The organism is Dactylosporangium sp. NBC_01737, from assembly GCF_035963215.1.
Classification (GTDB): Bacteria; Actinomycetota; Actinomycetes; order Mycobacteriales; family Micromonosporaceae; genus Dactylosporangium.
On sequence record NZ_CP109153.1, the window covers coordinates 11,612,892 to 11,627,828 of the forward strand.

Genomic DNA, 14,937 nt, shown 5'->3' on the forward strand with positions numbered 1-14,937 from the left:
CCGGCGTTCAAGAGGACAGGAAAAACACGCCGACTCGCGGTTTACCCGCGGCGTAACACATTTTTCGGCGGATGTCCGGTCGCATTGTGGCGCGGTTAGCATCGGCATTCACGAAAGGACGGTGTGAATGTGATGGTGCAGCGACGAGCGGCAGTCGTGTACGACGTCGCACGCCTTGCCGGGGTGTCGCATCAGACGGTGTCACGGGTGCTCAACGACCACCCGAGCGTCAGCCAGGCCACCCGGCAACGCGTGCTGGAAGCGGTCCGCCAGCTCGACTACCGGCCCAATGCGATGGCCCGGGGGCTGGCGGGCCGCCGGTCGCGGATCGTCGGCGTGGTCAGCTTCGACACGCTGCTGTACGGGCCGGCGGCGACCCTGCTCGGCGTGGAGCGTGCCGCCCGCGCCGCGGGCTACGGGGTCAGCATCGCCACCGTCGAGCGGATCGATCGCCAGGCGGTGGTGTCGGCGACCGGTGCGCTGGCGGAGCAGTCGGTCGCCGGGGTCGTGGTGATCGCGCCGCAGACGGCGGCCGCGGCGGCGCTGGGCAGCATGCCCGCGGGCATGCCGGCCGTGGCGGTGGAGGCCGACACCGACGGTGCCATCCCGACGGTCTCGGTCAACCAGTTCGCCGGCGCACGGATGGCGGTGGAGCACCTGCTGCGGCTCGGGCACCGCACGGTGTGGCAGCTGTCGGGGCCACGCGACTGGCTGGAGACCCGCGGCCGGATCGAGGGCTGGCGGGCGGCGCTCGCGGACGCGGGGGCGCCCGCGCCGCAGCTGATGACCGGCGACTGGAGCGCCAGGTCCGGGTACGCGGCCGGGATCCGGCTGGCCGCGCGCACCGACGTGACGGCCGTGTTCGCCGCCAACGACCAGATGGCGCTGGGCATGATGAGCGCCCTGCACGAGCGCGGGATCCGGGTCCCCGAGGACGTGAGCATCGTCGGCTTCGACGACATCCCGGAGGCGGAGTTCCTCTCGCCTCCGCTGACGACGGTGCGTCAGGACTTCGACGAGGTCGGCCGGCGCTGCATGGCGGCGCTGCTACGGCGCATCGAAGCGGACCTGCCCGACGGTCCGGACCGTCCGCCGGCGGACCCGACGGTCGCACCGTCGCTCATCGTCCGGCACAGCACGGCCGCGCCGTCCCGCTGACGCGAAACGCGCCGGAAAAGTGTTATCCGGTGCCGTTCCAACGAGTCGCAGAATGGCATCGAAACGCAATGCCCCCGAAAAGTTTCGGAAACTATTGCCTCGCCGATGGCTCCGTGTGAGCATGACCTGGCATTGAAGCCCACCGTTCTTCGGTCCGGGTTTGTGCGAATTCACCGACACCCCATGCACGTGCACGGCCGCCGCCGTGCGCGCGGTGGACCACGGCCCGGACACAGAACCGAAAGAGGAGGCCTTGTGCCAGCCCGTCCCCCACACAGACGTTCCCTGCGGGTCAGGACAGCGATCGGCGCCGCCGTCGCCACTGTCGCCGCCGCCGGGGCGATCATGATGATCCCGAACGCGAATGCCGCGGCGAGCACCCTGGGTGCCGCGGCCGCGCAGTCCGGCCGGTACTTCGGCACCGCCATCGCCGCCAGCAGGCTCGGTGACTCGACGTACAGCACGATCGCCGGGCGCGAGTTCAACATGATCACCGCCGAGAACGAGATGAAGCCCGACGCGACCGAACCCCAGCGCGGGCAGTTCAACTTCAACTCCGGCGACCAGATCTACAACTGGGCTACCCAGCGCGGCCTGAAGGTCCGCGGCCACACCCTCGCCTGGCACGCGCAGCAGCCGAGCTGGTGGGGCGGGATCAGCGGCTCCACCCTGCGCCAGGCGATGATCGATCACATCAACGGCGTGATGGGCCACTACCGGGGCAAGCTCGCAGCCTGGGACGTGGTCAATGAGGCGTTCAACGAGGACGGCAGCCGCCGCAACTCGAACCTGCAGGCGACCGGCAATGACTGGATCGAGGTCGCGTTCCGCACCGCCCGCGCCGCGGATCCGTCGGTGAAGCTGTGCTACAACGACTACAACATCGAGAACTGGTCCTACGGCAAGACGCAGGGCGTCTACCGCATGATCCAGGACTTCAAGTCCCGGGGCGTGCCGATCGACTGCGTCGGCCTGCAGACGCACTTCACCGGCGGCAGCTCGCTGCCGAGCAACTTCCAGACCACGCTGTCGAGCTTCGCAGCGCTCGGGGTCGACGTGGCGCTGACCGAGGTCGACGTCACCAACTCCTCGACGTCGCAGTACGCCGGGCTGACCCAGGCGTGCGTCAACGTGCCGCGCTGCATCGGGATCACGGTGTGGGGCGTGCGGGACAGCGACTCGTGGCGCTCCGGGGAGAGCCCGCTGCTGTTCGACGGCGGCGGCAACAAGAAGGCCGCGTACAACTCGGTGCTCAACGTCCTCAACAGCGTCGGCCCAACCAGCTCACCCCCCACGAGCGGCGGCACCACCTCCGCCTCACCCTCGACCCCGTCGGGCGGTGCGAAGCGGATCGTGGGGGCGCAGTCGGGTCGGTGTGTGGACGTGCCGAACTCGTCGCGGACCAACGGTACGAGGGTGCAGTTGTACGACTGCCACGGCCAGGCCAACCAGCAGTGGACGCTCACGTCGAGCCGGCAGCTGACCGTGTACGGCAGCGTGTGCCTGGACGCCGCCGGGTCCGGTAACGGCTCGGCCGTGCAGATCTACGCCTGCAACGGTCAGGCCAACCAGCAGTGGAACGTCAACAGCAACGGCACCATCACCGGTGTGCAGTCCGGGCGCTGCCTGGACGTCTGGGGCACCGGTAACGGCCAGCAGATCCAGCTCTACGACTGCAACGGCCAGGCCAACCAGCGGTTCAGCCTGAGCTGACCCGGACACACTGAAGCGGTGTGGCGGCGAACCTGCCGCCACACCGCTTCGCTGTGCGTCAGGCGATGGCGCAGGTGGTGCCGTTGAGCGTGAACGCCGCGGGGCGGGCGGTGTTGCCGGTGTGTGTGGCCTGGAAGCCGATGGTCGTCGACGCACCCGGGGCAAGCACCGCGTTGTAGGTCATGTTGCGGGCGCTCACCTGACCGCTTGCCGGGCTGTACACGGCGTTCCAGCCCGAGGTGATGCTCTGCCCGGCCGGCAACGTGAAGACCAGCGTCCATCCGTTGACCGCCTGGCCGCCGGTGTTGGTGATCGTGATGTTCTCGGTCAGGCCGGTGTTCCAGGCGCTCACGAGATCCGTGACCCGGCACCCACCACCGCCGGGCGGCGGGCTGGACACCGGCGGGCTCGACGCGGGCGGGCTGGACACCGGCGGGCTGGACGGTCCTCCCGAGGTGCTCGGCGAGCCGCTGGGGCCGGTGCCGGTGAGGCCGAAGAACGCGACGGCCTGCGCGGCCATGCCACCGGCCGGCAGGCTGTGGCCGGCGCCCTGGATGCTGTACGCCTCGACCTGCACGGTGCCGGACGAATCAGCGTAGCGGCGGCGGTTCCAGCCGGACTGCGGCGTGTCGGTCGACGTCGGCGTCTGGCTGAGCCCGGCGACGTTGGTCCACTGCTCGATCTCCTCCTGCAGCAGCCGGTACGGCACGAGCGTGTCGCTGGTGCCGTGCCACAGCTGCATCCTCGGCCGCGGCCCGGTGTACCCGGGGTACGCCTGGCGGACCGCGTCACCCCACTGCTGCGGGGTGCGGTCCATGTTGCCGCCGGTGCACTGGCTGGTGCCCGGCGGGTAGTCCGCGGCGTTGGCGAAGCAGTTGAACGGCACGCCCATGAACGCCGCGCCGGCCTTGAACACGTCCGGGTACAGGGCGAGCATCTCGTTGGTCATCATGCCGCCGGAGGAGCTCCCGGTCGCGTAGACCCGGTTCGGGTCGCCACCGTACTGGCGTTGCACGTAGGTCACCATCGACACGATCGAGACCGGGTCGCTGCCGCCGCCGCGCCGCTTGGCCGCGTCGGACCACGTGTCGAAGCAGTTGCCGAAGCCGGCCTGCTGCGTGGCGGTCGGGTAGATGACGATGTACCCGTACCGGTCGGCGAGCCCGGCGAACTCGCTGCCGGAGTAGAAGCCCGGCCCGGAACCGCCGCAGCCGTGCATGGCCACGACGATCGCCGGGTTGGCCGGCCGGGAGTCCGGCACGTACACATGCATGCGCATGCCGCCGGGGTTGGTGCCGAAGTTGGTGACCTCGGTCAGGGTGGCCGCGTACGCGGGGCGCAGCGCCACGATGGTGAGCCCGGTGCACACCAGCACCGCGACCCAGCCGAACAGGAATTTCCTTCTCAAACTCATGCGTCTGCTCCTTGGGGTGCCCGTGGCCGTGCGCCGCATGGCCACGGGCTCGCTGTCTGCGTCGGGAGTGGGTGGGTCAGCTCAGGCTGAACCGCTGGTTGGCCTGGCCGTTGCAGTCGTAGAGCTGGATCTGCTGGCCGTTACCGGTGCCCCAGACGTCCAGGCAGCGCCCGGACTGCACACCGGTGATGGTGCCGTTGCTGTTGACGTTCCACTGCTGGTTGGCCTGACCGTTGCAGGCGTAGATCTGCACGGCCGAGCCGTTACCGGACCCGGCGGCGTCCAGGCACACGCTGCCGTACACGGTCAGCTGCCGGCTCGACGTGAGCGTCCACTGCTGGTTGGCCTGGCCGTGGCAGTCGTACAACTGCACCCTCGTACCGTTGGTCCGCGACGAGTTCGGCACGTCCACACACCGACCCGACTGCGCCCCCACGATCCGCTTGGCACCGGAGGGCGGGGCCGAGGACGACGACGGCGGCGGGGAGGACGGGCCGCCGCCCGACGGGATGAGCGAGCACCTGGCCGTGTACCGCGAGACACTGCTGGTGTCCTTCAGCGTCGGGCACAGGAACTGGCTGTAGCGGGTGTCGTTGTCGACGAACGTCTTCAGCCACGGGATCTGGCTGCGCATCTCGATGTCGTTGGGCCGGGTGAAGAACAGGTGGTCGGCGCCGGACAGCAGCAGGTAGGCGCCCGGGGTCGCGGACGGCAGGGTCGGGTACAACCCGTCGAGGTAGGACGGGGTGACCGTGGTGTCGTTCTGACCGCTCAGAATCAGGGTCGGCACCCGGTTGTTGGCGAGGTTCCCGGAGGGCTTGAACGGCGCGAGGCCGATCGCCGCCTTCAGCGACGGACGCTGGTCCGCCGCGACCAGCGCGCCGCCGCCGCCCATCGAATGGCCGATGACGGCCAGCCGGTTACGGTCGACCCGGTCGCGCACCGCGCTCTGGTTGGTGAGGTAGTCCAGCGCGGCGAGCAGCTGGGTGCCCCGGGCGGCGTCGTAGTCGGTGCGGCTGTTGGTCTCGATGCCGATCACGACGAACCCGAACGACGCGAGCCGCGGCCCCATCCACGCCTCTTCGTCGGCGAACAGGGCGGTGTAGCCCGGCACGATCGCGACCGCGCCGTAGGTGTTGCTGGTATCGGTCGGGTAGTAGATGAAGCCGCCGTTGAAGCCGTTGCCCGGCGGCACCGTCATCTGCGCGGTGGCGAAGGTGCCGTAGGTCGCCGCGACGCTGGACACGGTGGGCTCAGGCCCGCGCTGGTACGGGTTGCCGGCGGGCGTGCTCGGCGAGGTGCTCGCCGACGGGCTGGTCGTGGGCGACGTGGTCGGGTTGCTCGGGGTGGCGGAGTTGAGGACGTTGAGGACGGAGGTGTACGCCGCCTTCTTGTTGCCGCCGCCGTCGAACAGCAGCGGGCTCTCCCCGGAGCGCCACGAGTCGCTGTCCCGCACGCCCCACACCGTGATCCCGATGCAGCGCGGCACGTTGACGCACGCCTGGGTCAGCCCGGCGTACTGCGACGTCGAGGAGTTGGTGACGTCGACCTCGGTCAGCGCCACGTCGACCCCGAGCGCTGCGAAGCTCGACAGCGTGGTCTGGAAGTTGCTCGGCAGCGAGCTGCCGCCGGTGAAGTGCGTCTGCAGGCCGACGCAGTCGATCGGCACGCCCCGGGACTTGAAGTCCTGGATCATGCGGTAGACGCCCTGCGTCTTGCCGTAGGACCAGTTCTCGATGTTGTAGTCGTTGTAGCACAGCTTCACCGACGGATCCGCGGCGCGGGCGGTGCGGAACGCGACCTCGATCCAGTCATTGCCGGTGCCCTGCAGGTTCGAACTGCGGCGGCTGCCGTCCTCGTTGAACGCCTCGTTCACCACGTCCCAATAGGCGAGCTTGCCCTTGTAATGCGCCATCACGCCATTGATGTGATCGATCATCGCCTGGCGCAGGTTGCTGCCGCTGAGACTCTGCATCCAGCCCGGCTGCTGCGCGTGCCAGGCCAGAGTGTGACCACGCACCTTCATCCCACGAGCGGTCGCCCAGTTGTAGATCTGGTCGCCGGAGCTGAAGTTGAACTGCCCGCGCTGGGGTTCGGTCGCGTCGGGCTTCATCTCATTCTCGGCCGTCACCATGTTGAACTCACGGCCGGCAACCGTCGTGTACGTCGAGTCACCGAGCCTCCCCGCGGCGATCGCCGTACCGAAGTACCGGTCCGACTGCGCCGCCGCCGCACCCAGCGTGCTCGCAGCGGCGTTCGCGGACGGGACCATCACGGCAGCCACCGCCACCGCCACGACGCCGACCATGCCGGCGATCACCGTGCGCAACAACGGCGGGCGTCTCCGTCCGGCCCTGCCACGACGGGCAACTTGACCCACCACCATCAGGAATTCCTTTCGTCACCTGCCAGAACGCTTCGGCGGAAACGACTGGACGTCGAATTACGGGATTCGTGCGCGTCGATACTGCTCCGCACTTCCGACACCGGCAACAGTTTTCGGAAATGTAAATAGCGGAGCAATGTCAGCACGTCGCAAACGGTTCCCGATTCGCGACCTTTCCGGACGCGGCGACATAACAGAAACTCGGGGAATTCCTCCGGCTAACCTGAGTGGTGGGCGCCCTCGGCGCCGGTCGGGGCGTCGGCGCGCTGGGCGAGGTGCGAGGACAGCGCCTGCCGGATCACGTCGGCCCGCTGCGCGTTGCGGACGCCGGCGACCCGGTCCAGTTCGCGCAGCATCGGCACCGGCAGCCAGATGTTCACCGGTGTCATCGGCACATCGGCCGAGCGGCGGGTCTCCAGGTCGAGCTCCGGCGCGCTCGGCGACAGGCCGGTGTCCACGGGCGGGTCGAGCCAGGCGATGACCTCATCCTTGGACATCCGGTCGAAGTCCGGTCCGTGCACGGGACTCTGCCTCCTTTGCCAGCCCTCCACGCCGGTGACCACGCCGGCCTTCGCGGGCCGCCGGGCGATTCGATCGCCCGGCGGCCCGCACCGCGTCAGCGGCCTGATCTACCGCAGCGAGACGTCGTCGAGGTAGAGGTTGTCGGTGCCGGCCGTGGTCTCGACGTAGAAGGTGGCACCGGTCAGGGTGCCGGTCCACGACACGGTGGCGGTGCCGGTCAGCTGGGTCCAGCCGTTGGCGTTGACGGCGGTCGCCGGGGCCAGCTGGACGTAGCTGGTCGTGCCGTTGGCGGTCACGGCCACCATGGCCTTCGCGCTCGGTGTGCCGCTCTGCGAGCGGACCCACACGCTGGTCGTGTAACTCTTGCCGTTGACCAGCTTCGAGGTCAGGTCCTGGCTGGCGCCGTTCCACGCGGCGGTGCGCCCGGTGACCTGCAGCGACTGGGTCCCGCCGTGCGCGACGGCGGTGCTGGACGACAGCGTGCCGCTGCCGAACATGCCCCAGCCCGACGTGCCGCTCTCGATGGTGCCGTTGGTGATCAGGTCCCCGCCGGAGCCGCCGCCACCGGTGAACTGCCACCAGTTGACGTTGAACAGGTTGCCGCTGCCGCCGGTGAACTTGAGGTACAGGTCGCGGGTACCGGTGGCGCCGCTGACCGGGCAGGTGACGCTCGTCCAGGTCTGCCAGCCGCCGGTGCCGCCGACGGTGCACGTGCCGACGAGCGGGCCGTTGACGTTGTCCAGGCGCAGCTCGATGCGGCCGCCGCTGGTCGCCGAGGCGACCCTGGCGGTGAACGTGGTCGCGCCCGTGCCGAACGCCGCGCCCTTGACCTTGATGGAGTCGTTGTTCTCGATCCAGCCGACGTTCATGCCGCCTTCGCTGGACGGTTCGGTCTCCACACCGGAGCCCCAGGCGATGGTCTCGGCCTCCTGGCGCACGTACGGGTTCAACGTGCCGACCTGCGGCGCGCCGCCGCTGCTCATGGTGATCGTCGGGATGGTGCCGTCGGCGTTGTAGGCGAACTTCTCCACGGCGACGGACCGCGTGTAACCGCCGCCGCCCGGCAGCGCGCCGTTGTGGTAGAAGAAGTACGAGCCGCCGTTGAAGTCGATGACCCCCGCGTGGTTGGTGAAGCTGCCACCCTGCGTGGGCATGACGGTGCCGCGGTAGGTCCAGGGACCGGTCGGCCCGGGAGCCGTGGAGTAGCCGATGAACTCCGAGCAGCACTTCGCGGCGAACACGTTGTAGTACGTATTCCCGCGCTGGTAGACCCAGGGTCCTTCCTCGTAGAGCGTCGGGCGGCTCGCGTTGCCGGTGCGGGTGCCGAACCCGGCGGTGGTGAGCGGGATCTGGGTCACGCCGCCGGAGTAGCTGATCATGTCGGTGTTCAGCCGCACGTACCAGAGGTTCGGGTTGCCCCAGTACAGGTACGCCTGGCCGTTGTCGTCGATGAAGACGGTCGGGTCGATCTCGTTGTTCTCCACGAGCGGCCGTCCGATGGCGTCGGTGAACGGCCCGGTGGGGCTGTTCGAGACGCCGACGCCGATGGACATCCGCCCGGTCGCGCGGTTCGTCACCGGCACGTACCAGTAGAACTTGCCGTTGCGGTTGACGACCTGACCGGCCCACGCGTTGGCGCTGGCCCAGCTGAACGTGGTGAGGCTCATCGGGGAGCCGTGGTCGGTCCAGTTCACCATGTCGGCGGAGGAGTAGACCCGCCATTCCTTCATGGTGAAGTAGGTCGAGTTGTCCTCGTCGTGTCCCGTGTACAGGTAGACGCGACCGTCGTACACCAGCGGCGCCGGGTCGGCGGTGTAGATCGTCTGCACGATCGGGTTGTCGGCCCGCGCCGACGGCATCGACACGGCCGCGACGGCGACGGTGCCGGCCACCAGCAGGAACCCCGCGGTGATCAGGCCTGCGAGGCGTCGCACACTCATCCTCTCGTCCAGCGCTGGTTGGCCGCGGCGGTGCAGGTCCACAGCAGCACGACGGTGCCGTTCGCGGTCAGGTTGTGATCGACGTCCAGGCACAGCCCGGATGCGACGCCGCGCACGGTGCCGTCGGTGTTGAGCGTCCACTGCTGGTTGGTGCCGCCGTTGCAGTCCCACAGCTGCACCTTGGCGCCGGCCGCGGCGCCGAGCGGCGCGTCGAGGCACTTGCCGAGGGCCTGGACCGTCTGACCGCTGACCGTCCAGCGCTGGTTGGTGCCACCGTTGCAGTCCCAGATGACCGGCTGCGTACCGTTGGTGGTGCTGCCGTTCGGCACGTCCAGGCAGCGTCCGGAGGAGGCGCTGACGAACGTCGTGCCCGTGGTCGGTGGCGTGCTCGGCGAGCTGGTGCCGCCGCCACTGACGCGGTACACCACCGTGCCGTGCGCGGGCACCGAGGCGGAGATGGCGCCGCTGGTGGTGCTGGTGCCGTTCGTCCAGGCGTCGCGCAGCGTGAACGAGCTGCCCGACTTGCCGACCGCCGCCGCGGTGGTGCTGACGGTCGTGGTCGAGCCACCCTGGTTGAACAGGGCGACGGCGACGTCACCGTTGGACAGCCGTTTCGCGAGGACCCGGCGGGTGCCGTCGTTGGACACCTGCGTCGCCTGCAGGCCCAGGCTGTCCTGGTTGATCGCGATCAGGTTCTGGTTCTTGAGGATCGTCGCGGTCGCGGAGTTCTGGGAGCGGATGTCGTTGCCGGCGATGAGCGGCGAGGCCATGACCGCCCACAGGGCGAAGTGGCTGCGCATCTCGGTGTCGTTCATGCCGCCGCGGCCGACCTCGAGCATGTCGGGGTCGTTGAACCGGCCCGGTGCGGCGTAGGAGGCGATCGGGACGGTGACGTTGACGATGTTCTGGATACCCATCGGGTAGCCGTTGGTCTGGCCGCTGTCCCACGTGTTGGTGATGTCCTCGGTGGTGCGCCACATGTTCGCCACGTCGCCCCAGTTGCGCTGCGGGCCCGTCTTGGCGTGGATGCTGTTCGGGTTGATGCTGTAGACGATCGGCCGGCCGGTTGCCGCGAGCGCGTCACGCATCTTCGCGAACGTGGTGACCTGCTCGCTGATCGAGCCGGTGGGCGAGCACCAGTCGTACTTGAGGTAGTCCACGCCCCAGGCGGCGAACTGGCGCGCGTCCTGCGCCTCGTGGCCCTGCGCGCCGGTCGCGCCCGGGTAGCTGTTGAAGTACTGCGCGCAGGTCTTGTCCAGCGGCGCCTGGTAGATGCCGAAGAGCAGACCGCGGGCGTGCAGGTAGTCGCCGAGGGCCTTCATACCGCTCGGGAACCGGCTGGCGTTGGCCTGCAGGTTGCCTTGGGAGTCCCGGGTGGAGTTCATCCAGCAGTCGTCGACGACCACGTACTTGTAGCCGAGGTCCCGCATGCCGCTGCTGACGATCGAGTCGGCCATCTGCTGGATCAGCGACTCGCTGATGTTGCAGCCGAACGTGTTCCAGCTGTTCCAGCCCATCGGTGGGGTGCGGGCCACGCCGTTCTCGAGGGCCTGCGCGTCGGGGCCGCGCAGCACGGTGGTGAGGCCGGCCACGAGCAGGAGGCCCGCGGCGAGCAGTCCGGTCAATCGTTTCATGATTATCTCCTGGTCCAGCGCTGGTTCGCCGCTGCGGTGCAGGTCCACAGCTGCACAAGGGTCCCGTTGGCGGTGGCGTTGCCGCGCACGTCGAGGCACAGGCCGGACTGCGCGTTGCTGATGGTGCCGTTGGTGTTGAGGTTCCAGCGCTGGTTGGTCCCGCCGTGGCAGTCCCACAGCTGCACCTTGGTGCCGGCGGTGGCGCCGGTCGGTGAGTCGAGGCACTTGCCGAGCGACTGCAGGGCCTGACCGTTGAGGGTCCAGCTCTGGTTGGCGTTGCCGTTGCAGTCGTAGATGATCGGCTGGACGCCGTTGGTCGCGCTGCTGTTCGGCACGTCCAGGCAGCGCCCGGACGCGGCGCTGACCAGCGCGGTGCCGTTGCCCGGGGGCGGGGTGGTGGGGGTGGACGGGTCGCCGATGCTGCCCGGCACCGCGCGCAGCGCCGTGTACCAGGTGGCGGCCATCTTGTCGTAGCCGCCCGCGGTCGGGTGGACACCGTCGATGAGGTCGCCGGTGCCGAGCGCGGCGTGCATGTCGACGAAGTGGACCCGCTTGCCGGCGTTGACCTTGCTCTGCACCATGCCGGGGATGGTGGCGTTGAAGTTCCGGGCCGCCGTCTCCTGGCCGCTGTTGCTGATCGGGATGATGCTGGCGACGAACACGTCGGCGTTCGGCGCGGCGGCGGTGATGTGGTCGACGAGGGTGGAGAGCCGGCCGGGCGCGCCGGAGACGTTGTAGTTCTGCAGCACGTCGTTGGTGCCGATGTGCAGCAGGACGGTGCGCGGGGTGGTGTTGCGCAGCCAGCCACTGATGTTGGCGTCGATCTGGTCGATCCGCCATCCCGGGTGGCCTTCGTGGTCGTGGTCTCCCAGGGACCCCGGGCCGTTGAACTGGGAGCCGACGAAGTCGTTGCGGTAGCCGCCGGCGGCGAGCCGCTGCCACAGGCCGATGCGGTAGCCGCCGGGGACCTGGGTGCCCTCGGTGATCGAGTCGCCGAGCGGCATGACCCGCACGCCGCCGTTGGACTCCGCTGACGCGGGTGCGGTGAGGACCGCGGCGCCGGCCGCGGTCAGTGCGGCGGTCATTGCCGCGGCGATGAGCCAATGTCGTGCCGTGCGCATGGCGGTGCCTCCTGGGGGATGAAAGGCCGGCCGCCCGGAGGCGGCCGGCCGGTGATCCGATGGGTTAGCGCTGCAGGGTCAGCACACCGGGGCGGTACGGCAGGAGGCCGTAGTCGCCGCCGGAGCTGGGGCTGCGGCCCTGGTACAGCAGCTGCAGGTTGCACGGGTCGACGGTCTTGGTCTGGTCGGGGTTGCTGCGGACCAGGTCGCCGTGGCTGATGTCGTTGGTCCAGGTCGCCCCGCTGTTGGCCTTACCGGCGAAGGGGTTGCTCTCGCTGGCGGCGTTCGGCGTCCACGAGCCGCTCAGGCTGGAGGACGTGAACGAGCGGAAGTAGCGGCCCTGGCTGCCGATCGCCTCGACGAGCATCAGGTACTGGTTCTGGCCCTGGACCTTGTACACCTCGACGCCTTCGAACAGGTTGTTGGTCGAGTCGCTCATGATCTGGGTGTAGGAGGAGCCGAAGTTGCCGGGGAAGTTCCCGATCGGCATGCTGGCCCGGTAGATCTTGCCGTTGTCACCGGCGAAGAACAGGTACATGTTGCTGCCGTCACCGATGATCGTCTGGTCGATCGGGCCGGTGCCGGAGCCGGAGATGCTGCCAGTGAACAGCGTCTGCGCCGAGGACCAGCCGTTGGCGTTGGTCGGGTCGCTGGAGGTCCGGTAGTTGAACGCCGCGCCGCCCCACTGGTAGGTCAGCACCCAGATGTTCTTCGGTGCGAAGTAGAACAGCGTGGGTGCCACGGCACCGAAGTTCATGCCGTTCTGGCTGGCCGAGCCCATGTCCGACCAGTTGGTGAACAGCCCGAAGTTCATCGAGCCCCACGTCGACCCGGTGTCGTGCGTCGTGGCGTAGACCAGGTGCCGGCCGTTGTAGACGACGTTGGTGAAGTCCTTCAGCGAGACCCACCCGGACTTCGGGTTGGCCAGGGAGCCCGTCGATGACCACCGGTAGGAGGACGGCAGCGTGCACCCGGAGCCGGTGGTGGTGCCCGGCGTGGTCGGGGTGGTGCCACCGACTCGGACGAGCTGCCACTGCTGGTTGTTGCCGCCCCAGTCGGCGTACTGCACGATGTTGCCGCCGTCGGCGGTGGAAGCGCCCTGAACCTCCAGGGCCTTGCCACTGTTGCGGTTGATCAGCCGCACGTAGCCACCGGACGAGTCCGCCAGGCGCCACTGCTGGTTGGTGCCGTTGAGGTCGGACCACTGCACGACGGACGCGCCGTCGGCCGTGGAGAAGTTGTACACGTCCAGGACCTTCGAGGACAGCTTCGACTTGAGCCGGTAGTAGCCGCCGCCGGAGTCCACGAACTGCCACTGCTGGTTGTTGGCGTCACTGCGTGCCCACTGGGTGATCCGCGCGCCGTCGTTCGTGGCGAAGTTGTACACGTCCAGGGCCTTGCCGCTGTTGCGGTTGACGAGGACGTAGGACGCGCTGGTGTCCACTGTGGCCGCCGAGGCGGTCGACATGTTGAGGACGGTCACGCCCGCGCCGGCCAGTACGGTCGCCACCGCGGCAACGGCGAGGCCGAGCCGTCGACGTGTTCGTTGCGTGTTCATTCGGGATGTGCTCCTTCGAGGGGTGTCTATCAGATGCGGACGAGCTGCCACTGCTGGTTGTTGCCGCCCCAGTCGGCGTACTGCACGATGTTGCCGCCGTCGGCCGTGGAAGCGCCCTGAACCTCCAGGGCCTTGCCACTGTTGCGGTTGATCAGCCGCACATAGCCGCCGGAGTCCGCGAGCCGCCACTGCTGGTTGGTGCCGTTGAGATCGGTCCACTGCACGACGGTGCCGCCGTCGGCGGTGGAGAAGCCGGAGACGTCCAGGACCTTGCCCGACTGCTTCGACTTGAGCCGGTAGTAGCCGCCGCCGGAGTCCACGAACTGCCACTGCTGGTTCGCGGCGCTGGTCCGCGTCCACTGGGTGATGCGCGCGCCGTCGTTGGTGGCGAAGTTGTACACGTCGACGGCCTTGCCGCTGTTGCGGTTCACCAGCACGTACCAGGCGCTCGTGTCCACGGGGCCACCCGTCGGGCCGGGGTTGGTGCCGGCGTTCAGCGCGTTGAGCGTCGAGGTGTAGGCCGCCTTCTTCGCGCCGGAGGCGGTGAACAGCAACGGGTTCTCGCCGGTACGCCACGAGTCGCTGTCGCGGATGCCCCACACGGTGATGCCGGTGCAGCGGGACACCGCGAGGCAGGCCTTGACCACGGTGGCGTAGTTGTTCGCCTGGTTGCTGCCGGCGATGTCGAGCTCGGTGATCTGCACGTCGACGCCGAGGTCGGCGAAGCGCTGCAGGTTGGCCTGGTAGTCACCGGACACCGAGTTGCCCAGGTGGGACTGGAATCCGACGCAGTCGATCGGCACGCCACGGGACTTGAAGTCCCGCACCATGTTGTAGATGCCGGTGCTCTTGGCGTTGATCCCGTCGGTGTTGTAGTCGTTGTAGCAGAGTTTCGCGCCCGGGTCGGCGGCGCGGGCGGTGCGGAACGCGACCTCGATCCAGTCGTTGCCGGTGCGCTGCAGGTTCGAGTCCCGCCGGCCGCCGCTGCCGCCGTCGGCGAACGCCTCGTTCACCACGTCCCAGGCGAACACCTTGCCCTTGAAGTGCGTCGCGACCTGGGTGATGTGGTTGACCATCGCGTTGCGCAGCGTGCTGCCGGACATGTTCTGCGCCCAGCCGGGCTGCTGGGCGTGCCAGGTCAGCGTGTGGCCGCGGACCTTCTGCCCGTGCGCCTGGGCGTGCGCGACGATCTGGTCGCCGCCGGTGTAACGGAACTGGCCCTGGGACGGTTCGGTGGCGTCCCATTTCATCTCGTTCTCGGGCGTGATCGCGTTGAACTCACGGTCGAGGATGCCGACGTAGGTGCTGTCGCCGAGCCGGCCCGCGGCGACGGCGGCGCCGAAGTAGCGGCCCTTCTCCGCCGCCGACGCGCCGAGGGTGGTGCCGGCGTCGGCGGAGCCGTTGAAGAACACGGCGGTGCCGGCGGCAAGCACGGTGGCCGCGACGAGTGGCAGGATCACGCGAAGTCTTCGAGCGGTCATGCTGTGGTGG

At 68.9% G+C, this 14,937-nt stretch carries 9 protein-coding genes and 1 pseudogene; 2 read left to right on the forward strand and 8 right to left on the reverse strand.

The features are described from left to right. The first annotated feature begins 132 nt into the window (after positions 1–132). Together OHA72_RS53515 and OHA72_RS53520 are read left to right on the forward strand one after the other, a co-directional pair. Positions 133–1,158: a LacI family DNA-binding transcriptional regulator gene (locus OHA72_RS53515; protein ID WP_327003806.1), complete on the forward strand. Its 1,026-nt coding sequence runs from the start codon at positions 133–135 to the stop codon at positions 1,156–1,158. A 345-nt stretch (positions 1,159–1,503) separates the two neighbouring features. Then, positions 1,504–2,871, forward strand: a complete 1,368-nt coding sequence (locus OHA72_RS53520) for an endo-1,4-beta-xylanase (protein ID WP_327003807.1) — start codon at positions 1,504–1,506, stop codon at positions 2,869–2,871. 58 nt (positions 2,872–2,929) lie between these two features. On the opposite strand, the gene OHA72_RS53525 is transcribed toward OHA72_RS53520, so the two are convergent. The 8 genes and pseudogenes from OHA72_RS53525 to OHA72_RS53560 form a co-directional block, all read right to left on the reverse strand. After that, a complete protein-coding gene (locus OHA72_RS53525) occupies positions 2,930–4,285 on the reverse strand; it encodes an extracellular catalytic domain type 1 short-chain-length polyhydroxyalkanoate depolymerase (RefSeq protein ID WP_327003808.1) in 1,356 nt (451 codons plus the stop codon). Positions 4,286–4,361: 76 nt separating this feature from the next. Further along, positions 4,362–6,671, reverse strand: a complete 2,310-nt coding sequence (locus tag OHA72_RS53530; RefSeq protein ID WP_327003809.1) for an endo-1,4-beta-xylanase — start codon at positions 6,669–6,671, stop codon at positions 4,362–4,364. A gap of 218 nt (positions 6,672–6,889) precedes the next feature. Further along, entirely contained in the window at positions 6,890–7,192 is a 303-nt protein-coding gene (locus tag OHA72_RS53535) for a ribbon-helix-helix domain-containing protein (RefSeq protein WP_327003810.1), read from the reverse strand. 108 nt (positions 7,193–7,300) lie between these two features. Then, entirely contained in the window at positions 7,301–9,052 is a 1,752-nt protein-coding gene (locus OHA72_RS53540) for a family 43 glycosylhydrolase (protein WP_327011835.1), read from the reverse strand. A gap of 77 nt (positions 9,053–9,129) precedes the next feature. Continuing rightward, on the reverse strand, positions 9,130–10,767 hold the full coding sequence (locus OHA72_RS53545) for a glycoside hydrolase family 27 protein (protein ID WP_442788425.1): 1,638 nt from the start codon (positions 10,765–10,767) through the stop codon (positions 9,130–9,132). A 2-nt stretch (positions 10,768–10,769) separates the two neighbouring features. Continuing rightward, complete coding sequence (locus OHA72_RS53550; RefSeq protein WP_327003811.1) at positions 10,770–11,888, reverse strand: ricin-type beta-trefoil lectin domain protein; 1,119 nt, start codon at positions 11,886–11,888, stop codon at positions 10,770–10,772. 64 nt (positions 11,889–11,952) lie between these two features. Further along, the gene (locus tag OHA72_RS53555) at positions 11,953–13,446 is read right to left on the reverse strand and encodes a non-reducing end alpha-L-arabinofuranosidase family hydrolase (RefSeq protein WP_327003812.1); all 1,494 of its coding nucleotides are present in this window, start codon (positions 13,444–13,446) and stop codon (positions 11,953–11,955) included. A 32-nt stretch (positions 13,447–13,478) separates the two neighbouring features. Then, positions 13,479–14,858: pseudogene (locus OHA72_RS53560) on the reverse strand (endo-1,4-beta-xylanase); the annotation flags it as partial. Positions 14,859–14,937: the final 79 nt, after the last annotated feature.

Bases quoted from the DNA above. Each gene is read 5' to 3' on its own strand.
- OHA72_RS53515 (WP_327003806.1), top strand. From the start codon at position 133: ATGGTGCAGCGACGAGCGGCAGTCGTGTACGACGTCGCACGCCTTGCC.
- OHA72_RS53525 (WP_327003808.1), bottom strand. From the start codon at position 4,285: ATGAGTTTGAGAAGGAAATTCCTGTTCGGCTGGGTCGCGGTGCTGGTG.
- OHA72_RS53555 (WP_327003812.1), bottom strand. From the start codon at position 13,446: ATGAACACGCAACGAACACGTCGACGGCTCGGCCTCGCCGTTGCCGCG.
- OHA72_RS53520 (WP_327003807.1), top strand. From the start codon at position 1,504: ATGATGATCCCGAACGCGAATGCCGCGGCGAGCACCCTGGGTGCCGCG.
- OHA72_RS53530 (WP_327003809.1), bottom strand. From the start codon at position 6,671: ATGGTGGTGGGTCAAGTTGCCCGTCGTGGCAGGGCCGGACGGAGACGC.
- OHA72_RS53545 (WP_442788425.1), bottom strand. From the start codon at position 10,767: ATGAAACGATTGACCGGACTGCTCGCCGCGGGCCTCCTGCTCGTGGCC.
- OHA72_RS53540 (WP_327011835.1), bottom strand. From the start codon at position 9,052: ATGCCGTCGGCGCGGGCCGACAACCCGATCGTGCAGACGATCTACACC.
- OHA72_RS53550 (WP_327003811.1), bottom strand. From the start codon at position 11,888: ATGCGCACGGCACGACATTGGCTCATCGCCGCGGCAATGACCGCCGCA.